The sequence below is a fragment of the Massilia sp. BKSP1R2A-1 genome, from assembly GCF_050586525.1.
Taxonomy (GTDB): domain Bacteria; phylum Pseudomonadota; class Gammaproteobacteria; order Burkholderiales; family Burkholderiaceae_D; genus Telluria.
Genome location: NZ_JBOBRE010000023.1, coordinates 17,905 through 39,243 on the forward strand (window position 1 = coordinate 17,905; position 21,339 = coordinate 39,243).

The 21,339-nt window shown below is 63.7% G+C and carries 22 protein-coding genes and 1 pseudogene; 7 read left to right on the forward strand and 16 right to left on the reverse strand.

The genetic code is table 11. From position 1 onward, the window contains the following. Both ACQ7JA_RS24335 and paoA read right to left on the reverse strand, forming a co-directional pair. Positions 1-951, reverse strand: a complete 951-nt coding sequence (locus ACQ7JA_RS24335) for an FAD binding domain-containing protein (protein WP_430902281.1) — start codon at positions 949-951, stop codon at positions 1-3. Then, positions 948-1,598 (reverse strand): aldehyde dehydrogenase iron-sulfur subunit PaoA, encoded by a 651-nt coding sequence (gene paoA, locus ACQ7JA_RS24340; RefSeq protein ID WP_430902282.1) that lies wholly within the window; start codon positions 1,596-1,598, stop codon positions 948-950. The genes ACQ7JA_RS24335 and paoA overlap by 4 nt, the downstream gene beginning before the upstream one ends. Before the next feature lie 395 nt (positions 1,599-1,993). On the opposite strand from paoA, the gene ACQ7JA_RS24345 reads away from it, so the two are divergent. Further along, positions 1,994-2,431 carry a hypothetical protein gene (locus ACQ7JA_RS24345; RefSeq protein ID WP_430902283.1) on the forward strand — a complete coding sequence of 146 codons (438 nt, stop codon included), beginning with the start codon at positions 1,994-1,996 and terminating at the stop codon, positions 2,429-2,431. Positions 2,432-2,444: 13 nt separating this feature from the next. Here the strand turns inward: ACQ7JA_RS24345 and ACQ7JA_RS24350 are convergent, their stop codons facing one another. The 12 genes and pseudogenes from ACQ7JA_RS24350 to ACQ7JA_RS24405 all read right to left on the reverse strand — a co-directional run bounded on the left by ACQ7JA_RS24350 (position 2,445) and on the right by ACQ7JA_RS24405 (position 13,577). After that, entirely contained in the window at positions 2,445-2,849 is a 405-nt protein-coding gene (locus tag ACQ7JA_RS24350; RefSeq protein WP_430902284.1) for a GFA family protein, read from the reverse strand. A gap of 10 nt (positions 2,850-2,859) precedes the next feature. Next, positions 2,860-3,768 carry a prolipoprotein diacylglyceryl transferase gene (locus ACQ7JA_RS24355; RefSeq protein WP_430902285.1) on the reverse strand — a complete coding sequence of 303 codons (909 nt, stop codon included), beginning with the start codon at positions 3,766-3,768 and terminating at the stop codon, positions 2,860-2,862. A 134-nt stretch (positions 3,769-3,902) separates the two neighbouring features. Beyond that, a complete protein-coding gene (locus ACQ7JA_RS24360; protein WP_430902286.1) occupies positions 3,903-4,457 on the reverse strand; it encodes a PEP-CTERM sorting domain-containing protein in 555 nt (184 codons plus the stop codon). A gap of 254 nt (positions 4,458-4,711) precedes the next feature. Next, positions 4,712-4,846 (reverse strand): annotated as a pseudogene (gene gltA, locus ACQ7JA_RS24365) (citrate (Si)-synthase); the annotation flags it as partial. A gap of 107 nt (positions 4,847-4,953) precedes the next feature. Then, the gene (locus ACQ7JA_RS24370; protein WP_430902287.1) at positions 4,954-7,260 is read right to left on the reverse strand and encodes a TonB-dependent receptor; all 2,307 of its coding nucleotides are present in this window, start codon (positions 7,258-7,260) and stop codon (positions 4,954-4,956) included. A 160-nt stretch (positions 7,261-7,420) separates the two neighbouring features. Further along, positions 7,421-8,722 (reverse strand): citrate synthase, encoded by a 1,302-nt coding sequence (gene gltA / locus ACQ7JA_RS24375; RefSeq protein ID WP_430902288.1) that lies wholly within the window; start codon positions 8,720-8,722, stop codon positions 7,421-7,423. 49 nt (positions 8,723-8,771) lie between these two features. Next, the gene (locus ACQ7JA_RS24380; RefSeq protein ID WP_430902289.1) at positions 8,772-9,074 is read right to left on the reverse strand and encodes a succinate dehydrogenase assembly factor 2; all 303 of its coding nucleotides are present in this window, start codon (positions 9,072-9,074) and stop codon (positions 8,772-8,774) included. A gap of 172 nt (positions 9,075-9,246) precedes the next feature. After that, positions 9,247-9,957 (reverse strand): succinate dehydrogenase iron-sulfur subunit, encoded by a 711-nt coding sequence (locus ACQ7JA_RS24385; protein ID WP_258825872.1) that lies wholly within the window; start codon positions 9,955-9,957, stop codon positions 9,247-9,249. A gap of 12 nt (positions 9,958-9,969) precedes the next feature. After that, the gene (gene sdhA, locus ACQ7JA_RS24390) at positions 9,970-11,748 is read right to left on the reverse strand and encodes a succinate dehydrogenase flavoprotein subunit (protein ID WP_430902290.1); all 1,779 of its coding nucleotides are present in this window, start codon (positions 11,746-11,748) and stop codon (positions 9,970-9,972) included. 2 nt (positions 11,749-11,750) lie between these two features. Continuing rightward, a complete protein-coding gene (gene sdhD, locus ACQ7JA_RS24395; protein ID WP_430902291.1) occupies positions 11,751-12,119 on the reverse strand; it encodes a succinate dehydrogenase, hydrophobic membrane anchor protein in 369 nt (122 codons plus the stop codon). Positions 12,120-12,122: 3 nt separating this feature from the next. Further along, on the reverse strand, positions 12,123-12,536 hold the full coding sequence (sdhC, locus tag ACQ7JA_RS24400; protein WP_430902305.1) for a succinate dehydrogenase, cytochrome b556 subunit: 414 nt from the start codon (positions 12,534-12,536) through the stop codon (positions 12,123-12,125). Between the two features lie 276 nt (positions 12,537-12,812). Further along, a complete protein-coding gene (locus ACQ7JA_RS24405; protein ID WP_430902292.1) occupies positions 12,813-13,577 on the reverse strand; it encodes a GntR family transcriptional regulator in 765 nt (254 codons plus the stop codon). A gap of 261 nt (positions 13,578-13,838) precedes the next feature. Here ACQ7JA_RS24405 and ACQ7JA_RS24410 point away from each other — a divergent pair, with 261 nt between their 5' ends. From ACQ7JA_RS24410 to acnA, 4 genes are all read left to right on the forward strand, one after another. After that, positions 13,839-14,828 (forward strand): malate dehydrogenase, encoded by a 990-nt coding sequence (locus ACQ7JA_RS24410; protein WP_430902293.1) that lies wholly within the window; start codon positions 13,839-13,841, stop codon positions 14,826-14,828. A gap of 90 nt (positions 14,829-14,918) precedes the next feature. Further along, the gene (locus tag ACQ7JA_RS24415) at positions 14,919-15,908 is read left to right on the forward strand and encodes an HpcH/HpaI aldolase/citrate lyase family protein (protein WP_430902294.1); all 990 of its coding nucleotides are present in this window, start codon (positions 14,919-14,921) and stop codon (positions 15,906-15,908) included. Beyond that, the gene (locus tag ACQ7JA_RS24420) at positions 15,908-16,462 is read left to right on the forward strand and encodes a hypothetical protein (protein WP_430902295.1); all 555 of its coding nucleotides are present in this window, start codon (positions 15,908-15,910) and stop codon (positions 16,460-16,462) included. The genes ACQ7JA_RS24415 and ACQ7JA_RS24420 overlap by 1 nt, the downstream gene beginning before the upstream one ends. A gap of 73 nt (positions 16,463-16,535) precedes the next feature. Next, a complete protein-coding gene (gene acnA, locus ACQ7JA_RS24425) occupies positions 16,536-19,244 on the forward strand; it encodes an aconitate hydratase AcnA (RefSeq protein ID WP_430902306.1) in 2,709 nt (902 codons plus the stop codon). Between the two features lie 95 nt (positions 19,245-19,339). Here acnA and ACQ7JA_RS24430 read toward each other — a convergent pair whose 3' ends face one another. After that, positions 19,340-19,624 carry a hypothetical protein gene (locus ACQ7JA_RS24430; RefSeq protein WP_430902296.1) on the reverse strand — a complete coding sequence of 95 codons (285 nt, stop codon included), beginning with the start codon at positions 19,622-19,624 and terminating at the stop codon, positions 19,340-19,342. A 184-nt stretch (positions 19,625-19,808) separates the two neighbouring features. Between ACQ7JA_RS24430 and ACQ7JA_RS24435 the strand changes: the two genes are divergently transcribed. Continuing rightward, complete coding sequence (locus ACQ7JA_RS24435; RefSeq protein WP_430902297.1) at positions 19,809-20,297, forward strand: type II secretion system protein; 489 nt, start codon at positions 19,809-19,811, stop codon at positions 20,295-20,297. A gap of 122 nt (positions 20,298-20,419) precedes the next feature. Then, positions 20,420-20,566 (forward strand): lmo0937 family membrane protein, encoded by a 147-nt coding sequence (locus tag ACQ7JA_RS24440; RefSeq protein WP_430902298.1) that lies wholly within the window; start codon positions 20,420-20,422, stop codon positions 20,564-20,566. Between the two features lie 71 nt (positions 20,567-20,637). Here the strand turns inward: ACQ7JA_RS24440 and ACQ7JA_RS24445 are convergent, their stop codons facing one another. Next, positions 20,638-21,321, reverse strand: a complete 684-nt coding sequence (locus ACQ7JA_RS24445) for a Fe2+-dependent dioxygenase (RefSeq protein WP_430902299.1) — start codon at positions 21,319-21,321, stop codon at positions 20,638-20,640. Positions 21,322-21,339 lie beyond the last annotated feature (18 nt).

Genomic DNA, 21,339 nt, shown 5'->3' on the forward strand with positions numbered 1-21,339 from the left:
TTATCCCTTGGCTTCAGCGATGATGGAGGCCAGCGTGCGTTCCACGAGCGGCACCTTGAATGCGTTGTCCTGCGTCGTGCGGGCGCCCTGCAGGATGCCCGCTGCCGCGGCCTGCGCACCGCGCGGCATCGCGCTCTCCGCCGCCTCGACGCGCCACGGTTTATGGGCCACGCCGCCCAGCGCCACGCGGCCGGCCCCGTCGCGCTGCACGACGGCGGCCACCGACACGATGGCGAAGGCATAGGAAGCGCGATCGCGCACCTTGCGGTACACGTGCACGCCGCCGATGGGCGGCGGCAGGGTCACGGCCGTGATCAGTTCACCGGGCTGCAGATTGTGGTCGATGTGCGGCGTGTTGCCCGGCAGGCGGTGGAAGTCGGCGATCGGGATCACGCGCGTCGCGCCCGTGGGCGACACCGTCTCCACCTGCGCATCGAGCACGCGCATCGCCACCGCCATATCGCTCGGGTGGGTGGCGATGCAGGCATCGCTCTGGCCGACGATGGCGTGCAAGCGGGTGAAGCCGCCGATGGCGCTGCAGCCGCTGCCGGGTTTACGCTTGTTGCAGGGCTGGTTGGTGTCGTAGAAGTAGGGGCAGCGGGTGCGCTGCAGCAGGTTGCCGGCGGTGGTCGCCTGGTTGCGCAGCTGGCCCGAGGCGCCCGCCAACAGGGCGCGCGAGAGCACGCCGTAGTCGCGCCGCACGCGCAGGTCGGCGGCCAGGTCGCTGTTCCTCACCAGGGCGCCGATGCGCAGGCCGCCGTTCTGGGTTGGCTCGATGCGGTCGAGGGCCAGGTCGTTGACGTCGATGAGGTGGGACGGCGTCTCGATCTGCAGCTTCATCAGGTCGAGCAGGTTGGTGCCGCCCGCCACAAAGCGGGAATTCGGGATGCGCGCGGCCGTGGCGGCGGCCTCCTGGGGCGACTTGGCGCGCTCGTAGGTAAAGGCCTTCATGGCTTCACCCCCGCCACTTCCGCGATGGCTTCCTGGATGTTCGAGTAGGCGCCGCATCGACAGATATTGCCGCTCATGCGCTCGCGGAATTCCATCGGGCTGGCCACGACGTTCGCGCCGAGGTCGGCCGTCACATGGCTGGGCGCGCCGGCGCGGATCTCTTCCAGCATGCCCACGGCCGAACAGATCTGGCCCGGCGTGCAGAAGCCGCACTGGAAGCCGTCGTGCTTGATGAAGGCGCGCTGCAGCGGATGCAGGTTGGTCGGGGTGCCGAGGCCCTCGATGGTGGTGATCTCGTGGCCTTCCTGCATCACGGCCAGAGTAAGACAGGAGGTTGTCCTTCTTCCGTCGATCAGGACGGTGCAGGCGCCGCACTGGCCCTGGTCGCAGCCCTTCTTGCTGCCCGTCAGGTGCAGGCGATCGCGCAGCGCGTCCAGCAGGCTGGTGCGCGGGTCGACCATCAGCTGGTGTTCGATGCCGTTGACTTTCAGACGGATGCTCATGGTGGTGGGCGTGGTGTTCGTTGCCGGCTGGGCGGCGGGCGCGGCCTGGGCGCTGGGCGCGAGCTGGGAGGCGACCGCGACGCCGCCGACGGCGACGGTCGACGCCTTCAGCAGCTGCCGCCGGTTTGGATCGAAGTCGGGCATCGTGTTTCCTTTCTGGGCGAGTGATGGGTGGACCGTGGATACGGAGGTTCGCCGCGCAGGGCAGTTTTCGGCGGATTTGACGAAAACGCGCATGCGAAACCGAAGTCAGGAACATAACGCTTTTCGCGTTTTCGAGGCGTGCGGTTCGCTTGCCTCAGGCGTCTCGCGGCATTTGCACTGAAAGCGTGCGTTCCAAGGGCACATCCCGTCGATTGTAGGGGCTGGAGCCGCCGCCATTCAGTGCTAAAAATGCAAGGGCTTATGAGCCTTGCTCATCAATTCCACAGCGCAATCCAGCGGCGCGCTTTATCCACCTCACATGACTTTACGTCCGTTAATACAGGATTAAGAACTGCCCGGCTACAGTCTGGCGGTCGCCATTCCGATCGATCACGATGAAAACCCGGTTTCTCACCGCACTCGCCACCGCAAGCGCACCGCTGCTCGTGGTGTATGCGGACATGCAGGATGTGTCCACCGATGTGGGGAAGGATCCCTTCGCCCTTCCCGGCCCGCCGACGCCGCAGCCGCAGCCGAAGCCGGACGCGCGCCCGAGCGATGAAGCGATCGGAAAAGCCGTACGGGAGGTGCTGGCCGAGATGCCGGGCCAGCCGCTGTCGGGGAGCGGCGCCGCGCTCAGCGGCGGTCCCTACAAGGAATTTGCCCGCCAGTTCTCTGATGCCGAGCGGCCCCACTGCATGGGCCCGAATGCCCTGAAACACCAGCCGGCCAGTACCGTGTACAAGGGGTGGAACATCGGCGTCGGCGGCATCTTCGCCCTGCCCTTCTGGGCCACGGCGATCGTGCGCGGCAAGTGCAACTGGAACCGCTGAGGGCGCTACCGGATCAGGCCTGCTTCCGGTCCGCCGGGTGGTTCACGCCATCGTTGGTCGCAACCTCGCCCAGATCGAAAGGATTGACGTCTTCGAGACAGCCGACGTTGTAGCCGTATTCCTGCGGATTCGAACGGCGCTGGTGGTGGGTGTAGATGCCGCACACGGAACAGAAGTAATGCTTGGCCGTCATGGTATTGAACTGGTAGAGCGTCAGGACGTCCTCGCCCTTCACGATCCGGATGCCGGACAGGGGCACCGAGGCGACGATCGCCCCCTTGCGGCGGCAGATCGAGCAGTCGCAGCGGCGCGGATCGACGATGCCGTTCGGCAGGCTCAATGCCAGTTCCACCGCGCCGCAATGGCAGCTGGCCTTGTGCACGGGCTGGATGACGGTCGTGCCGACTTGCTTGATCATATGCCCTCCTCTAGGTTTGGGGCGCCTGCGCGCCGGCAGGCGCCGCATTGCGCCGTCCGAGCAGCACGAGTCCGACGATCCCCGCGACGATCATGGCGGCGGCGATCAGCTCGGCCTGGGTCGCGTGCATGCCCGCGAAGCTGTACGGCGGGTTCACCCGGATCTGCTCGATCAGCAGGCGCTCCACGCCCGCCAGCAGCAGGTAGAGCGAGAACAGCCAGCCCGTGCGGAAGGGATGCCTGCGAAGCGCCCACAGCAGCGCAAAGCAGGCCAGGGCCATCGCCGATTCGTAGACCGGCGTGGGATAGACGCCGGGCGCGGCGATGACCTCGCCGTAGATGTTGTTCTCGTAGGTCTGGGCCCAGAACCAGGTCGGCAGCCAGTCGGGCTTCAAGGCCATGTTCGCCGCGATGCCCCAGTCCCCGTCACCGGATATTTGGCAGCCGAGACGGCCGATCGCATACCCCAGCATCATCGCCGGCGCCACCGCGTCCAGCATCGGGCGCACCGGCAGCTGCCAGCGGCGCACGTAGACCAGCCCCGCCAGGGTCCCGACGATCAGGCCGCCGAAGACGCTGAGGCCCGAGCGGCTGAAGATCATCGACCAGGGATCGAGCGCGAACTGCTGGGTGTTCTCCAGGATGTGGAAGAGCCGCGCGCCGACGATGCCGGTGAACATGACCAGCATGGTGAGGTTGGAAACGAGTTCGTGCGGCGGCTTGACGATCGGCTTGCCGTTAACGAGGCGTCGCCCCGGCAGCAGCGCGCCAGCTTCGTAGAGTCGGCGCAGCTCGGCGGTGAGGCAGGATGCGGCGGCAAACATGGCGCAGGCGACCAGGAGGCCGAAGGTGGCGAACGGCAGCGGGAGGTCGAGGCCGGTGAGTGCGCGTACCACGTCGCTCAGGTAGGGGTATGACATTGCGTGCTCTTCAATACTGTCGGAAACACGCTAATGTACCCGAAGCCGGGTAATCAAACGCCGTTCACGCGGACGAGAAAACGAAACAAGCGGACCGAAGTCCGCTTGTCGACGGGATCGTCCCCGGCACTACCTTACTTGGCTGTGGGCTTACGGCGCGACATGGCGAATCCGAGCAGGCCAAGTCCGATCAGCGCGGCGGACGCCGGTTCCGGGACATCTGCCGCGTCGACCTGGTAAGCCCAGAGACCGAGGTCGGAAAAGGCGCCAGCATCGGTTTGCTCGTAGTGGTACCAGCCGTTATTGTTGTAAGCGTAAAACCATCCAACCGTGCTTGGATCCTGCCCCGACGCATCATAGTTGCCCCAGATCAGTTCACGCTCGCCGGATCGGCCCATCACGGCTGCGATCTCGCCCCAGGACTGGGTGTTCAGGTTGGCCGAGCCGTTGGCCAGGGTTTGCACGGCGGTCAGGTCCGCAACCTGGAAACCGGCAGCATTGGCGATGGCCAGCTGGTCCGCGTAGCTCTTGCCGAATAACACAGGCAGTTGGAGCCATACCAGATTGGTCGAAGTGTCTTTGAAGGTCGCGAGGCCGCTTACTGCCTCATGGGCGACGAGGCCTGCATGTGCTTGCACACTGGCAGCGAGGATGAGCGAGGCGAAGATGGACGAGATCAGCTTTTTCATTGGAAACCCTTTAGTTTTGTGTCTCCATGTTAAAGCACGATGCATGCCAGCAATATTTACTTTTACAAATCAATGACTTATGGAATCATCATTGTTGGTTATGAAACTAATGTAAATATTCTCGACACGCGCCCACCGAAGGGTCGTTCAGCTCAGCAAGGAAATGGTGAACAATGCGTCGAAATTGCCACAAAACCCAATGGGCGAAAAAAAGCGGGCCGAATCCCGCTTTCCTGACGACGCCGCGTTGAGGATTAACGCTTGTCGATCCCCGGCACGTCGCGTACCGGCGAGCCGACGAACAGCTGGCGCGGGCGGCCGATCTTCTGTTCCGGATCGGCGATCATTTCGTTCCACTGGGCGATCCAGCCGATGGTACGGGCAATCGAGCTTCTGGGTGTCAGGTCTGACATTCGGACACGACCTCGACAGTAGCAGCGGACTATGGCTGAGACCGTGTCTAGATGTCAGACCTGACACCAAGGTTCTGAAGTGCCTAGAAGTTCATGCGGAACTGCACGCCATAGGTGCGCGGCTCGGTCACGATGCCGGTCAGGTTGTCGAAGTCGATCGCGGCCTGGACCTGGACTTCGTCGGTGATGTTGCGCACGTAGGCGGCCAGTTCGTACTTGCCGTCGCCCCACTTGTAGCCGGTGCGCGCACCGCCTTCCAGCAGCGACTTGGCCTTGTACTCCCTGGCTTCGTACAGGAACATGTCGTAGGTGCTGCGGTAGGCCCAGTCGGTGTCCGCGTAGAAGTCGCCATTGCCGAGCGGGACGCTGTAGCGCAGCGTCAGGTTGGCCTGCCAGCGCGGCGCGCGCGGCAGCGGATTGCCGTCGATGCGGACGGTGCCCGGGAAGGGGCCGACCGGGTTGGTCACCGTGCAGCCGGCGCGCCCGCCGGTGTTGGCGAAGTTGCCGCACTGCTGGACGAACAGCGAGCCGTCCTTGATCTCGGTGTCGTTGTAGCTGCCGCCGAAGGTCATGCGCAGCGAATCGGACAGCACCGCCTGGAAGTCCAGCTCGACGCCCTGGCCGGTGACCTTGTCGGCGTTGATCAGCTGGTTCATGTTGATCACGCCGCTGCCGGCGGTGAGCTGCTTGTCCTTGACGCGGTACTGGAACACGCTGGCCGACACGCGCGCGCGGCGGTCGAACAGCTCCTTCTTGAAGCCGGCCTCCCAGGACAGCACTTCCTCGGCGTCGGCGAAGGACGGACGGTCGGCCAGGCCGTTCAGGCGGCCCTGCATGCTGGGCGCGCGATAGCCGGTGGCGATGCGCGCGAACAGGTTGGTGTCCTGGTCCAGCGCATAGGTGCCGCTCAGATCCCAGCTGACGTTGTTCGACTCGTTGTTGATGATGAAGGGACCGGCCGTGGTGGCCTCGACGCGGCGCGCCGAGAAGTCCTTCTTGTCGTTGGTGTAGCGCAGGCCGGCGCGCACTTTCAGCTTGTCCGACACGGTGTAGTTCACCGAGCCGAAGGCCGCCCACGACTTGGTCGACTGGTCCTGGGTCGCATAGAACGGGTTCTGCGGATTGCCCGGGGCCAGGGAATCGAAGCTGATGCTGTCGATGCGGATGTCTTCGTTGAAGTAGAACAGGCCGCCGATCCACTGCAGCGGGCCGGATGCGTTGGACTCGGCCCGGAACTCCTGGGTGAACTGGCGGTGCGCCGGCAGCAGGTCGGCCGTCTCCACCACGAAGGGGATGTAGCCCGGCCCCATCGGCTGCGCATACACGGCGCCGTAGCCGCCGTCGACGTCGGCGCGGCTGTAGAAGTCGGCGGTTTCATAGCCCGTGATCGAGTGCAGGGTCACGCTCGGCAGGTCCCAGCGCAGGCGCGCGCTGCCGCCCTTGGTGCGCAGGGTCTGCTTGTTGACGCCGTCGGTCGGATAGCTGCCGTAGTCGAAGCCGTCGACCAGTTCGTTGGTCCCCTGCTTGATGATGTTGGCGCGGAACAGGGTCGCGTTGTTGTCGAGGTCGCGGGCGTGGAAGTTGAACAGCGCGCTGAATTCCTTGCTCGGCTTGAACAGCACTTGCAGGCGGCCGGCGTTGTCGTGGTAGCCCTCGAAGTCGCGGGTGCCGGTCGGGCGCGGGTTGTGGACGCGGTCGTCGCGGTTCTGCGACTGCAGCGACAGGCGCGCCGCGACCGTCTGGCCCAGCGGCAGGTTGAATGCGCCTTCGGCGTTCTTCACGCCATCCTTGCCGAAACCGGCGCTGAGATAGCCCTCGGTGCGGAACACCGGACGCACGGAATCGAACTTGATGACGCCGGCAGGCGAGTTACGGCCGAACAGCGTGCCCTGCGGGCCGCGCAGCACCTCGACCTGCTCGACGTCGAACACCGGGAAGCCCTTGAGCATGGGGCTTTCCTGGACGATGTCGTCGACCACCAGGCCGACCGGCTGCGAGGCGTTCAGGTCGAAGTCGGTATTGCCCTGCCCGCGGATATAGAAGCGCGGGAAGGAACGGCCGTAGTCGGATTCGATGTTCAGGCTTGGGGAGCGGCCGGACAGGAAGCGGATGTCCTGGCCGCCGGCGGTGAGCGTGTCGAGCTTGTCGCCGCTGACCGTGGTGATGGACATCGGCACGTCCTTGATGTTCTCCGCACGCCGCTGCGCCGTCACGATGACCACATCGAGGCGCTGGCCGCCCTGCCCCTGCGCCTTCTCGGCCGGGGCATCTTGCGGGGCCGGGACGGCGTCTTGGGCCAGGGCCGCATTGAAGGGAAAGGCGCTGGCGACGGCCATGCACATCAGGCTGTGGCGGGTCGGGAGGGTCAGGCGGGAGCGGAGAGTCTTCATTCTTTTCCTTTGCGAACGACACACTTGTAAAGACAAGCAGTCTACCGAACGGTCGTTCAGCTCAGCAAGGAAATGATGAACAATGCGTCAAAATTGCCACAAATCCAATAGGCGAAAAAAAAGCGGGCCGAAGCCCGCTCCTGATGACATCGCGAAGTGATCAGCGCTTGTCGATACCCGGCACGTCGCGCACCGGCGAGCCGACGAACAGCTGGCGCGGGCGGCCGATCTTCTGTTCCGGATCGGCGATCATTTCGTTCCACTGGGCGATCCAGCCGATGGTACGGGCCATCGCGAAGATACCGGTGAACAGCGAGACCGGGATGCCCAGGGCCGACTGCACGATGCCCGAGTAGAAGTCGACGTTCGGGTACAGCTTGCGCGACACGAAGTATTCGTCGTTCAGGGCGATCTTTTCCAGTTCCATCGCGAGCTTGAACAGCGGGTCGTCCTGCAGGCCCAGTTCGTTCAGCACTTCGTGGCAGGTTTCGCGCATCAGCTTGGCGCGCGGGTCGAAGTTCTTGTAGACGCGGTGACCGAAGCCCATCAGCTTCACGCCCGAGTTCTTGTCCTTGACCTTCTCGATGAAGGCCGGGATGTTCTCGACGCTGCCAATTTCCTTCAGCATGGTCAGTGCGGCTTCGTTGGCGCCGCCGTGGGCCGGGCCCCACAGGCAGGCGATACCGGCAGCGATACAGGCGAACGGGTTGGCGCCCGACGAACCGGCCAGGCGGACGGTCGAGGTCGAGGCGTTCTGCTCGTGGTCGGCGTGCAGGATCAGGATGCGGTCCAGGGCGCGCACCAGCACGTCGTTGACCTTGTACTCTTCGCACGGGTTGGCGAACATCATGTACATGAAGTTGGCGCTGTACGACAGGTCGTTGCGCGGGTACATGAAGGGCTGGCCGACCGAGTACTTGTATGCCATCGCGACCAGGGTCGGCAGCTTGGCGATCAGGCGGATGGCCGAGATCTCGCGCTGCTGCGGATCGTTGATGTCGAGCGAATCGTGGTAGAACGAAGCCAGCGCGCCGACGGTGCCGACCAGGACCGACATCGGGTGTGCGTCACGGCGGAAGCCGCGGAAGAAGAAGTTCATCTGCTCGTGAATCATCGTGTGGCGGGTCACGGTGTTCTCGAACTCGGCCTTCTGCGCGGCGTTCGGCAGTTCGCCGTTCAGCAGCAGGTAGCAGGTTTCCAGGAAGTCGCAGTTGACGGCCAGCTGCTCGATCGGGTAGCCGCGGTACAGCAGCTCGCCCTTGTCACCGTCGATGTAGGTGATGCTCGAGTTGCACGAGGCAGTCGACATGAAGCCAGGGTCGTAGGTGAACTTGCCGGTCTGGCCGTACAGCTTGCGGATGTCGATGACGTCCGGGCCGATGGTGCCTTTGTAGATCGGCATGTCGACCGACGGGCTGCCGTCGGAGAACGACAGGGTGGCTTTGGTATCAGAGATATTCATGGCACTTCCTTCTTGTGGGAGTGGATCTTAAAAACGAAAAACGGCTGTCTCAGGCTTGCCGCAGGCGCGCCAGCAAGGCGCGCACGTGCGGCTGGTCGACCTCGCCTTCAGGCTCGGAGCGGCCCAGCAGCAGGTCCATCAGCGGATTGTCCGCCAGGTCCAGCAAGCGGGTCAGCGCATCGACTTCCTCGTCGCTCAATTCTTCTTCATGCGCATCGAGGAAGCGCGTGAGGATCAAATCGTTCTCGAGCAGGCCACGGCGGGCGCGCCAGCGCAGGCGGGCGCGGTTCGTGGGGTCGGATTGATGCGTTTTCACTAGAGTCCGTTGTTGGGTCAACATCATACTCCGCATGCCGGGATTCGGCAGTACGGTACTTTTACTGTATTTGCGGCATCTTTTAACGCACGATGCTGCGATTTGCTGCTTCTGGTTGGACGCGTGGGCGGAGGACCGCCCACCCTACGTAGGGTGGGCAATCCCTTGCCCACGCGTTCACATCACATCTGAAAAGACGCGACGCGACTTAGATCGCGCGACGAACCAGCAATTCCTTGATCTTGCCGATCGCCTTGTTCGGATTCAGGCCCTTCGGGCACACGTCCGTGCAATTCATGATCGAGTGGCAGCGGAACAGGCGGTACGGGTCTTCCAGGTTGTCCAGGCGCTCGTTGGTGGCTTCGTCGCGCGAGTCGGCGATGAAGCGGTAGGCCTGCAGCAGGCCGGCCGGGCCGACGAACTTGTCCGGGTTCCACCAGAACGACGGGCAGGAAGTCGAGCAGCAGGCGCACAGGATGCACTCGTACAGGCCGTCGAGCTCTTCGCGCTCTTCCGGCGACTGCAGGCGCTCTTTCTCCGGCTTGATCGAATCGTTGATCAGGTAGGGCTTGATCGAGTGGTACTGCTTGAAGAAGTTGGTCATGTCGACGATCAGGTCGCGGACCACCGGCAGGCCTGGCAGCGGACGCAGCACGATCGGCTGGGTCAGTTCGTTCAGGTTGGTGGTGCAGGCCAGGCCGTTCTTGCCGTTGATGTTCATCGCGTCCGAACCGCACACGCCTTCGCGGCAGGAGCGGCGCAGGGCCAGCGAATCGTCGACGTCCGACTTGATGCGCTGCAGCGCGTCGAGCAGCATCTTGTCGGTGTCTTGCAGCTCGACGGTGACGTCTTGCATGTAAGGCTTCGTATCCTTGTCCGGATCGTAGCGGTAGATCTTCAGTTGGACGGTGCGTGCCATGTTTTAAACCTATTAGAAAGTACGGGCCTTCGGCTTGAAGGTGTCGACGGTGAGCGGCTTGGTGACGACTGCCTTGTACTCGAGGCGGTTGTTCTCCGAGAACCACAGGGTGTGCTTCATCCAGTTCTCGTCGTCGCGGTTCGGGTAGTCGCTGTGGGCGTGCGCGCCGCGCGATTCCGGACGGGCCGCTGCCGACACGATGGTCGCCTTGGCGGTCTCGATCAGGTTGTCGAGTTCCAGCGCTTCCACGCGGGCGGTGTTGAACACCTTCGACTTGTCCTTGAACGACACGTGCTTGCGGCGCTCGTCCAGCTTCATGATTTCCTTGACGCCCGCATCCAGCAGTTCCTGGGTGCGGAACACGCCGCAGTACTTCTGCATGGTGGCGCGGATGTCGTTGGCGACGCCCTGCACTTTTTCGCTGCCGGTCGAGGTCTCGAGGCGGTTCAGGCGGTCCAGTGCGAAGTCGGCTGCGTCCTGCGGCAGCGGCTTGTTCAGCTTCTGCTTCAGGTTCGAGGCGACCACGTGGTTGCCGGCCGCGCGGCCGAAGACCACCAGGTCGAGCAGCGAGTTGGTGCCCAGGCGGTTTGCGCCGTGGACCGAGACGCAGGCGCATTCGCCGATTGCGTACAGGCCGTTGACGATCTTCTGGCCGCCGGCGCCGTCTGGTGCGACGACCTGGCCGTGGATGTTGGTCGGGATGCCGCCCATCTGGTAGTGGATGGTCGGGACGACAGGGATCGGTTCCTTGGTCGCGTCGACGTTGGCGAACTTGTGGCCGATTTCCAGGATCGACGGCAGGCGCTTCTCGATGGTGTCCTTGCCGATGTGGCGCAGGTCCAGCAGCACGTGGTCCTTGTTCGGACCGCAGCCGCGGCCTTCCTTGATTTCCTGGTCCATCGAACGCGAGACGAAGTCGCGCGGCGCCAGGTCTTTCAGGGTCGGCGCGTAGCGCTCCATGAAGCGTTCGCCGTTCGAGTTGATCAGGATGCCGCCCTCGCCGCGCACGCCTTCGGTGATGAGGACGCCCGCGCCGGCCACGCCGGTCGGGTGGAACTGCCAGAACTCCATGTCCTGCAGCGGCAGACCGGCGCGCGCCGCCATGCCCATGCCGTCGCCGGTGTTGATGAAGGCGTTGGTCGACGCGGCGAAGATGCGGCCTGCGCCGCCGGTGGCGAAGATGGTGGTCTTCGCTTCCAGGATCATCACGTCGCCGGTTTCCATTTCCAGGGCCATCACGCCGACCACGTCGCCTTCGGCGTCGCGGATCAGGTCGAGCGCCATCCACTCGACGAAGAAGTGGGTGCGGGCGCGCACGTTACGCTGGTACAGGGTGTGCAGCAGTGCGTGGCCGGTACGGTCGGCCGCGGCGCATGCGCGCTGGACCGGCTTCTCGCCGAAGTTCGCGGTGTGGCCGCCGAACGGGCGCTGGTAAATCGTGCCGTCCGGGTTGCGGTCGAAAGGCATGCCGAAGTGTTCGAGCTCGTACACGACCTTCGGGGCTTCGCGGCACATGAATTCGATCGCGTCCTGGTCGCCCAGGTAGTCGCCACCCTTGACGGTGTCGAACATGTGCCAGTACCAGTCGTCTTCGCTCATATTGCCCAGCGAGGCGCCGATGCCGCCCTGTGCGGCGACGGTGTGCGAACGGGTCGGGAAGACTTTGGAGAGCACCGCCACGTTCAGGCCGGCTTCAGCCAGCTGCAGCGATGCGCGCATGCCGGAACCGCCGGCGCCAACGATGACCGCGTCAAAACGACGGGTAGGGATTGCAGTTTTGATAGCTGCCACGATTACACACTCCAGAGAATTTGCACGGTCCAGGCGGCGCAGGCGAGCAGCCAGAAGATGGTCAACAGCATCAGGAACAGGCGCAGGCCTGCCGATTTGACGTAGTCCATCCAGATGTCACGGATGCCGACCCAGGCGTGGTAGAACAGGCCGAGGAAGGTCACCAGCGAGAACAGCTTGAACCACTGCTTCGCGAACAGACCTGCCCAGGCTTCGTACGAGAATTCGTTCGCGGTCAGGAAGGACACCAGCAGCACGATGGTGTAGACGGCCATGACGATGGCGGTGACGCGCTGCGCCAGCCAGTCTTTCACGCCGTAGTGGGCGCCGACGACGAGGCGGCGCGGGCCGATGTTATTTTTAGTTGCCATGATTTAGAACACTCCGAACAATTTCAGGCCGACCAGCGCGGTCAGCGCCAGGCTCACGACCAGCACCCAGCGTGCGGTCTTCTGCGCAGCGTCCTTGTCCAGGGCCAGGTGGTTGTCCATGAACAGGTGGCGAACGCCGGCGGTGAAGTGGTGCAGATAGGCCCAGGAGAGGCCCAGCAGGATGATCTTGACGAACGGGTTATCGACGATGCCCGCGAAGTGGGCAAACGAGTACTCGGAACGCAGGCTTTCCTGCAGCAGGTAGAGCAGGAACGGCAGGAACAGGAACAGGCCGGCGCCGCTCACGCGGTGCAGGATCGACACGATGGCCGATGGCGGCATGCGATATTTACCCGTAATATCCCCAATGCCAACGTTGCGGAACTCCGGCCGCCCTTTTTTTGCTGCATCTTTCACGGCTTCGGACATGTAACACCTCCCTTATGACGACAGTTTTTTAGTGAACCCTTGATTTTCGCCGATTTTGTGACTGGCTCCAAATTCCGTTGCCAGAATCAACAGCCGCGCAACAAACCGGGTACTGTTCGTCGCTTACTCAAAACCAACTAATTTTAATCGCTTCGTGCGATCCTTGCTGTAGGGCGGGCAGGTTTCCTGCCCACGCGTTCAACTCACGAATGCACTGTGGCGGCGCATGGTCTGGCTGGACGCGTGGGCGGAGGACCGCCCACCCTACGATAATTCGTTCTGGTAGTGATGGCGGGCGGTCGAGTAGATCCCCCTGCGCAGCTCCACCGGTTTATCTCCATACGAGAACGACACGCGATCCGCGCACAGCAAGGGCGTGCCTTCCGCCACCTTGAGGTGCTCGGACGCCGCCGCATCCGCCGGCACCGCGCGGATCTTCTCGGTCGCGCGGATCATGCGCGTGCCGAACTCCGATTCGAACAGGCCGTACATCGGTCCCTTGTATTCCACCAGCCGCTCCGCCGTCAGCCCCTTGAACAGCGCGCCCGGCAGCCACAGTTCTTCCAGGATGGTGGGCACGCCATCGAAGGACTGCACGCGCTTGATGTACACCACCGTGTCGCCCGAATTCAGTTCGAGCAGGCGCGCCACTTCGGCCGTGGCGCGGATGCGCAGCACGGCGATGAAGCGGTTGTCGGGATGGTGGGGAACGCCCTCGTCGGGCATCAGGCGCAGGAAGCGGAAATGCGCGCGCTCCTCGGCATGGGTGGCAACGAAAGTGCCCTTGCCCTGGCGGCGCACCACCAAGTTCTCGGCCGCGAGCTCGTCGATGGCCTTGCGCACGGTGCCCTGGCTGACCTTGAAGCGGCCGGCCAGTTCGACCTCGCTCGGCATGAGTTCGCCTGGTTTCCACTCGCCCGACTGCAGGCTCTGGGTGATCAGGGCCTTGATCTGCTGGTACAGCGGACGAAACGACGGCGATGCGTCGGTACTCGCTGCATCGCTGCTGTAGGGCGGGACGGGATTCATAGACCGCGATTTCACCACAAATGTGCATGCGAGTCCAGTATATGACCGTCAAGACATGTGTCTTATATAAGACATATGATATGAATTGACAGAGTGAACACCGGAGGCATACACTCGCGATCGGTTTGGACCTCCGCTTGTCCACGCACGGACACGCGCGATATCCATTTGACAGGGTGTCTGTTTTGGTATCATTGCAGCTTTCCTCTTTCAGGCATTCCTTCGGCTCGACCGTTTTCATTCCCACTTTGGAGATTCATCATGGCTAAAACCCCAATGCGCGTCGCCGTGACCGGCGCGGCCGGCCAGATCGGCTATTCCCTGCTGTTCCGCATCGCCAACGGCGACATGCTGGGCAAGGACCAGCCGGTCATCCTGCAGCTGCTCGAGATCGACAACGAGAAGGCACAGAAGGCGCTGAAGGGCGTCATGATGGAGATCGACGACTGCGCATTCCCGCTGCTGGCCGGCATGACCGCCCACGCCGACCCGATGACCGCCTTCAAGGATGCCGACGTGGCCCTGCTGGTCGGCGCACGTCCGCGCGGCCCGGGCATGGAGCGCAAGGACCTGCTGGAAGCCAACGCCCAGATCTTCACCGTGCAGGGCAAGGCCTTGGACGCCGTCGCTTCGCGTGACGTGAAGGTCCTGGTGGTCGGCAACCCGGCCAACACCAACGCCTACATCGCCATGAAGTCGGCCCCGAACCTGCCGGCCAAGAACTTCACCGCCATGCTGCGCCTGGACCACAACCGCGCCCTGTCGCAGGTTGCCGCCAAGCTGGGCAAGCCGGTCGGCAGCATCGAGAAGATGGCCGTGTGGGGCAACCACTCGCCGACCATGTACGCCGACTACCGCTTCGCCACCATCGACGGCCAGTCGGTGAAGGAAGCGATCAACGACGACGTCTGGAACCGCGACACCTTCCTGCCGACCGTCGGCAAGCGCGGCGCCGCCATCATCGACGCCCGCGGCGCATCGTCGGCAGCTTCGGCAGCCAACGCAGCGATCGACCACGTGCGTGACTGGGTGCTGGGCACGGGCGGCAAGTGGACCACCATGGGCATCCCGTCGGACGGTTCGTACGGCATCCCGGAAGGCACCATGTTCGGCTTCCCGGTGACCACCGAAAACGGCGAATACAAGATCGTCCAGGGCCTGGAAATCGACGCGTTCTCGCAAGAGCGCATCAACCTGACCCTGAAAGAGCTGGAAGAAGAGAAAGCCGGCGTCGCTCATCTGCTGGGCTAAGTTGTACAACGGCGCGTCCGCATGTCGCGGGCGCGCCAACCGCGCCATGCCGTTCAACGACGGCATGGCCGATCCGTTTCCAGATATACCATGCACCCTTCCGAGGTTTTATTCCAGGGCAAACGCCAGCCGCTCCTCCTCCCCGCCTGCGATCACTACTGCGGCTCGGAGAAGCTGATGCGCAAATCGATGGCCCTGCAACAAGAGCTTGGCCCCGTCTTCGACATCACCTTCGACTGCGAGGACGGCGCCGCCGCCGGCAGTGAAGCCGAGCACGCGCTGCTCGTGACCCAACTGGTGAACTCCGACGACAACCGCTTCAACCGCATCGGCGTGCGCCTGCACGACACGGGCAGCGAACACTTCGCGGCCGACGTCGCGGTGATCGTCGGCGCCACGGCAAGCCGGCTGGCTTATGTGGTGCTGCCGAAGGTCGAAAGCGCCGCCGAAGTCATTCGCGCCATCGACCTGATCAACCAGCACGCCGCCAAGGCCGGCCGCACGGACCTGCCGGTCCACGTCCTGATCGAGACCCACGGCGCCCTGCGCGAAGCCTACGACATCGCCGCCCTGCCCCAGGTCGAATGCCTCTCGTTTGGCATCATGGACTTCGTGTCAAGCCACTACGGCGCGGTGCCGGCCAGCGCGATGCGCACCCCGGGCCAGTTCACCCACCCGCTGGTGGTGCGCGCCAAGCTCGAGATGGTCGCGGCCTGCCACGCCCACGGCAAGGTGGCTTCGCACAACGTCACCACCGATATCAAGGACAGCGCGGTCGTGGCCAACGACGCCCAGCGCGCGGGCGCGGAATTCGGCTTCACCCGCATGTGGAGCATCCACCCGGACCAGATCAAGCCGATCCTGAAAGCCTTCATGCCGCGCCTGTCGGAAGTGAATGAAGCGACGAATATTCTGACAGAAGCCATGAACGCGGGATGGGGGCCGATCGCGCAACACGGCCGCTTGCACGACCGCGCGAGCTACCGATATTATTGGACCGTTTTGCAGCGCGCGAAGCTGGCAGGCCTGGCGCTGCCGGAAGCCGCGGCGGCAATCGTCAACCAAACGGATTCCAACTGATGTCCTCCCTCCTCTCCCGATTCCTGGCTGCCGGCGCGTTTGCGCTGGCAGGCATTGGCGTGTGCGCGACCGCATCCGCCGCGACCGAACAACACCCGAAGGCCGAAGAAGTCCTGAAGGCCAAGTCCAAGGCCAAGCCGAAAGCGAAGGCAAAGAAAGGCGCGAAGGCCGCCGCAGCGGGCGCCGCTGCCGCGGCAGTCGCCGCCGCGCCCGCGGCCAACCCGCAGGACGTGGACGAACCGGACATCACCGATACGGTCGTGACCGAATACGCTTGCGAACTCGGCAACAAGATCACGATCTACACCAACGCCCAGGACGACGGCCACATCGCCCTGCGCTGGAAAAAACGCCTGCACCGCCTGAACCGCGTGGGCACGACCACCGGCGCGCTGCGCTTCGAGAACCCGCACTGGGGCCTGATCTGGATCGGCATCCCGGCCAAGGGCATCCTGCTGGATTCGAAGCTGAACCGCCAGCTGGCCAACGAATGCAAGAATGCGGAGCAGTCCGCGCCGGTAACGGCGGGCCTGCCCGCGGAGAAGAAAAGCTGATCCGGGGCGAGAGCCATGGATCGTCTGATGTTTTGCAATTGGTAAGAACAATATCCCCACTGAAGGAGAGATGATGTCTCACAACACCCTGAACACTCTGAAGGAATTCCCGGTTGGCGCCGGCCAGACCGGCCAGTACTACTCGCTGCCAGCCCTGGGTGAAGCCCTCGGTGTGAACCTGTCGCGCCTGCCGGTGTCGATCCGTATCGTCCTCGAATCCGTCCTGCGCAACTGCGACGGCAAGAAGGTCACCGAAGAGCACGTGAAACAGCTCGCCAACTGGGGCGCGACCGCCGAGCGCACCGACGAGATTCCTTTCGTCGTTGCCCGCGTCGTGCTGCAGGACTTCACCGGCGTGCCGCTGCTGGCCGACCTGGCCGCGATGCGCAACGTCGCCGCCAAGACCGGCGCCGATCCGAAGAAGATCGAGCCGCTGGTACCGGTCGACCTGGTCGTCGACCACTCGGTCACCATCGACCACTTCCGCGAGCCGAACGCGCTGGACCTGAACATGAAGCTGGAATTCCAGCGCAATAACGAGCGCTACCAGTTCATGAAGTGGGGCATGCAGGCATTCGACACCTTCGGCGTCGTGCCGCCGGGCTTCGGCATCGTCCACCAGGTCAACCTGGAATACCTGGCGCGCGGCGTCATGAAGCAGGGTGACGTGTTCTACCCGGACACCCTGGTCGGCACCGACTCGCACACCACCATGATCAACGGCGTCGGCGTCGTCGGCTGGGGCGTGGGCGGCATCGAAGCGGAAGCGGGCATGCTGGGCCAGCCGGTCTACTTCCTGACCCCGGACGTCATCGGCGTGAACCTGAAGGGCAAACTGCGCGAAGGCTGCACCGCGACCGACCTGGTGCTGACCATCACCGAGATGCTGCGCCGTGAAAAAGTCGTGGGCAAGTTCGTCGAGTTCTTCGGCGAAGGCACCCGCTCGCTGTCGACCACCGACCGCGCCACCATCGCCAACATGGCCCCGGAATACGGCGCGACCATGGGCTTCTTCCCGGTGGACGAAGCCACCGTCGACTACTTCCGCGGCACCGGCCGTACCGAAGCCGAACTGGCAGCCTTCGAAGGCTACTACAAGGCCCAGGGCATGTTCGGCATCCCGCAAGCCGGCGAGATCGACTACACCCGCGTGCTGGAACTGGACCTGTCGACCGTCACCCCGTCGCTGGCCGGTCCGAAGCGTCCGCAAGACCGTATCGAACTGGGCAACGTGAAGAACACCTTCACCGACCTGTTCAGCAAGCCGACCACCGCCAACGGCTTCAACAAGTCGCCGGAAGACCTGAACAAGGTCTACGAGACCACCAACGGCGTGCGCGTGAAGAACGGCGACGTCCTGATCGCCGCGATCACTTCCTGCACCAACACCTCGAACCCGAGCGTGCTGCTGGCTGCCGGCCTCTTGGCCAAGAAAGCCGTCGAGCGTGGATTGAGCGTCGCTCCGCACATCAAGTCCTCGCTGGCCCCTGGCTCGCGCGTCGTCACCGAGTACCTGACCGCCGCCGGCCTGCTGCCTTACCTGGAAAAGCTGGGCTTCGGCGTGACCGCCTACGGCTGCACCACCTGCATCGGCAACGCCGGCGACCTGACCCCGGAACTGAACGCCGCGATCGTCGAGAACGACATCGTCGCTTCGGCCGTCCTGTCGGGCAACCGCAACTTCGAAGCACGTATCCACCCGAACATCCGTTCGAACTTCCTGGCATCGCCGCCGCTGGTCGTGGCTTACGCCATCGCCGGCAACATGACCCGCGACCTGATGAACGAGCCGGTCGGCAAGGACAGCAACGGCGTCGACGTCTACCTGGGCGACATCTGGCCGACCTCGCAGGAAGTGGGCGAACTGATGCGCTTCGCGATGAACTCGGAAGTCTTCCAGAAGAACTACGCCGACGTGAAGGGCAACCCGGGCGAACTGTGGGAACGCGTGTCCTCGACCGAAGGCCAGGTGTACAACTGGCCGGAATCGACCTACATCGCCGAACCGCCGTTCTTCGCCGACTTCGAGATGACCCCGAAAGCCGCCGCCACCGGCATCACCGGCGCGCGCGCGCTGGGCGTGTTCGGCGATTCGATCACCACCGACCACATCTCGCCGGCGGGTTCGATCAAGGAAGACGGCCCGGCAGGTAAATGGCTGAAGGACCACGGCGTCCTGAAGGCCGACTTCAACTCCTACGGCTCGCGCCGCGGCAACCACGAGATCATGATGCGCGGCACCTTCGCCAACGTGCGCATCAAGAACAAGATGATCCCGCCGAAAGCGGACGGTTCGGCGGTCGAAGGCGGCATCACCATCCACCAGCCGTCGGGCGAACAGCTGTCGATCTACGACGCGGCGATGAAGTACGTCGCCGAAGGCACCCCGACCATGATCTTCGGCGGCGAAGAGTACGGCACCGGCTCCTCGCGCGACTGGGCGGCCAAGGGCACCCAGCTGCTGGGCGTGAAGGCCGTGATCTGCCGTTCCTTCGAGCGTATCCACCGCTCGAACCTGGTGGGCATGGGCGTGCTGCCGCTGCAGTTCATCGGCAACGACAGCGTCGAGTCCCTGGGCATCACCGGCAAGGAAACCTACGACCTGAAGGGCCTGGAAGGCGAGATCAAGCCGCAACAACTGGCAACCCTGGTGATCCACCGCGAAGGCGGCGAATCGCAGGAAGTCAAAGTGCTGCTGCGCATCGACACCCCGATCGAAGTCGACTACTACAAGCATGGCGGCATCCTGCCGTTCGTGCTGCGCCAGCTGCTGGCTGCATAATGTGCCGGAGCCCGCTCGCGCGGGCTCCTCGCCAAATGAAAAGGCCGGAACCTGCGAAGGTTCCGGCCTTTTTTACGTCCGCGGCACGGTGGGCGCTAGCGCCCGATGCCGAAGCCGATACCGATGCTGCTGCGCCCTCCACTGCCAACGCCGCCGAAAATGGAGGTCGATACGCCTGTGCGTCCGGCGTTGCTTGCCGACCTGACGATGCAGTCCCGCCAGGGATCCGTGTTCGGCACGTGGCCCAGCTGCGTGCATGCCGGCCCGTATTCGATCATCATGCGCTCCACTTCCGCCTGCTGGGCCAGGGCCCGGTCCTGTGGGGTCGCGCACCCGAGCAAGCAGAGTGCGCTTGCCGCCATCACGATGTCAACGCGCATAGCCTTCTCCTTTAGCAACAGATTGAATTGGCCTCGAGCCTGACGGCCGATGGTCCGATCATACGCCTCAATCGAATTTGCCAGCTCTGGAGGAACACGAAGTGAACGCGACGGACACTCCCTAACGAGCGCCGCCTGCCGAGCTTCCATATTAGTATTAGCTTAACATAGTTATCATTTTATTATGAAAGCACGTCTACAGCCTTTTGGACTGCGCTGTCGGGAAAGCGGTTTCACGCTCGTTGAAACGACCGCCGTCATTGCCATCGTCGGCACCCTGGCCGCCACCGCCATGCCCAGGCTGACGGCAATGGCCGGCGAAGCGCGCTACGCCTCTCTCGAGAATGCCCGGGCAGCCCTCGCGACCGTGGCCGCGATGTCGCATGCAAAATTCCTCATCAATGGCGGGACGATACAAACCTTCGAGGACAGCCATGTAGCGCTGGTCCACGGCTACCCTGCGGCAAGCCAGGCAACCGCGGACGCTGCCGGGTTGAGCGCGAGTTATGCGGTATCGACTGTCGCCGCTGGGACGATGTCACTCGTCCCCAGGTCCATCGCAGGCACCCCGAGGGCGAACGACTGCTTCCTGTTGTACGAGCAGGCTTCGGCTGCCAACCCGAGGCCGACGATCAGAATGGGCGACAACACGCGCGCCGAGACCTGCGTCTAGGTAAAACTCATGGCTTCGTACGTCCGCGCACGGAAGAGCCTGGCAGATGAGAGGACGATGGACTCATCGGGAAAGCAGGCATGCAAGCCTGCGACTCTCTTATCCCCAAGCGGAGGCCTATTATGCTTTACACCATTGCTATCGTACTTCTGGTCCTGTGGCTGCTCGGCATGGTCACTTCGGTGGCAGGCGGACTGGTCCACATTCTCCTCGTCGCCGCCGTGATCGTCATCCTGGTGCGTCTCTTCACCGGCCGAAAAGTGCTTTGACGAACCCGCGCTGAAAAAACAAAAAGCCGGCTCTTCAAGAGTGCCGGCTTTTCCTTGTCCTGCCTCTGCAGCTACATCTCCGCCCACATGCGGAGCAGGTTGTGATAATGCCCGGTGATCCCCACCGTCGCATCGCTCTCCCCGTAGACCCCGCGCAGCTTCTGGATATTCGTGTCCAGCTCGAACAGCATCCCGCGCTTCGCATCGTCGCGCACCATGCTCTGGGTCCACAGAAAAGAAGCCACGCGCTCGCCGCGCGTCACCGGCAGCACCTGGTGCACGCTCCCCGACGGATACACGATCGCGTCCCCCGCCGGCAGCTTCACCTCGTGGGTGCCATAGGCATCGACCACCACCAGCTCGCCGCCATCGTAATCGTCCGGATCGGACAGGAACACCGTGGTCGACACGTCCGCGCGCACCGGCGGCAGGCCGCCGCGCTGGGCGCGTACGGCGCCGTCCACGTGCAGGCCGTAGTGCTCGCCGCCGTTGTAGGCGTTGAAGTAAGGGGCGAGCACGCGCAGCGGCAGCACGCTTGAAAAGAACAGCGGGTTGTTCATGAGCGCCGCGCTGACGATCTGCCCGAGCTCCACGGCAAGCGGCGAACCTTCGCGCAGCTGGCGGTTGCGCTTGACCTGGGCGCCCTGCGGGCCGACGCTTTCGCGTCCGTCGACCCACTCGGGGGCGCCCGCCATGCGGGCGCGGATGTCGGCCACCTGCTCGCGGCTCAGGACACCCGGGATATGCAGCATCATGATTGAGATCCTCTTGAT

Coding starts and splice junctions, on each gene's coding strand:
- ACQ7JA_RS24335 (WP_430902281.1), bottom strand. CDS start 951: ATGAAGGCCTTTACCTACGAGCGCGCCAAGTCGCCCCAGGAGGCCGCC.
- paoA (WP_430902282.1), bottom strand. CDS start 1,598: ATGCCCGACTTCGATCCAAACCGGCGGCAGCTGCTGAAGGCGTCGACC.
- ACQ7JA_RS24345 (WP_430902283.1), top strand. CDS start 1,994: ATGAAAACCCGGTTTCTCACCGCACTCGCCACCGCAAGCGCACCGCTG.
- ACQ7JA_RS24350 (WP_430902284.1), bottom strand. CDS start 2,849: ATGATCAAGCAAGTCGGCACGACCGTCATCCAGCCCGTGCACAAGGCC.
- ACQ7JA_RS24355 (WP_430902285.1), bottom strand. CDS start 3,768: ATGTCATACCCCTACCTGAGCGACGTGGTACGCGCACTCACCGGCCTC.
- ACQ7JA_RS24360 (WP_430902286.1), bottom strand. CDS start 4,457: ATGAAAAAGCTGATCTCGTCCATCTTCGCCTCGCTCATCCTCGCTGCC.
- ACQ7JA_RS24370 (WP_430902287.1), bottom strand. CDS start 7,260: ATGAAGACTCTCCGCTCCCGCCTGACCCTCCCGACCCGCCACAGCCTG.
- gltA (WP_430902288.1), bottom strand. CDS start 8,722: ATGAATATCTCTGATACCAAAGCCACCCTGTCGTTCTCCGACGGCAGC.
- ACQ7JA_RS24380 (WP_430902289.1), bottom strand. CDS start 9,074: ATGCGGAGTATGATGTTGACCCAACAACGGACTCTAGTGAAAACGCAT.
- ACQ7JA_RS24385 (WP_258825872.1), bottom strand. CDS start 9,957: ATGGCACGCACCGTCCAACTGAAGATCTACCGCTACGATCCGGACAAG.
- sdhD (WP_430902291.1), bottom strand. CDS start 12,119: ATGGCAACTAAAAATAACATCGGCCCGCGCCGCCTCGTCGTCGGCGCC.
- ACQ7JA_RS24405 (WP_430902292.1), bottom strand. CDS start 13,577: ATGAATCCCGTCCCGCCCTACAGCAGCGATGCAGCGAGTACCGACGCA.
- ACQ7JA_RS24410 (WP_430902293.1), top strand. CDS start 13,839: ATGGCTAAAACCCCAATGCGCGTCGCCGTGACCGGCGCGGCCGGCCAG.
- ACQ7JA_RS24415 (WP_430902294.1), top strand. CDS start 14,919: ATGCACCCTTCCGAGGTTTTATTCCAGGGCAAACGCCAGCCGCTCCTC.
- ACQ7JA_RS24420 (WP_430902295.1), top strand. CDS start 15,908: ATGTCCTCCCTCCTCTCCCGATTCCTGGCTGCCGGCGCGTTTGCGCTG.
- acnA (WP_430902306.1), top strand. CDS start 16,536: ATGTCTCACAACACCCTGAACACTCTGAAGGAATTCCCGGTTGGCGCC.
- ACQ7JA_RS24430 (WP_430902296.1), bottom strand. CDS start 19,624: ATGCGCGTTGACATCGTGATGGCGGCAAGCGCACTCTGCTTGCTCGGG.
- ACQ7JA_RS24435 (WP_430902297.1), top strand. CDS start 19,809: ATGAAAGCACGTCTACAGCCTTTTGGACTGCGCTGTCGGGAAAGCGGT.
- ACQ7JA_RS24440 (WP_430902298.1), top strand. CDS start 20,420: ATGCTTTACACCATTGCTATCGTACTTCTGGTCCTGTGGCTGCTCGGC.
- ACQ7JA_RS24445 (WP_430902299.1), bottom strand. CDS start 21,321: ATGATGCTGCATATCCCGGGTGTCCTGAGCCGCGAGCAGGTGGCCGAC.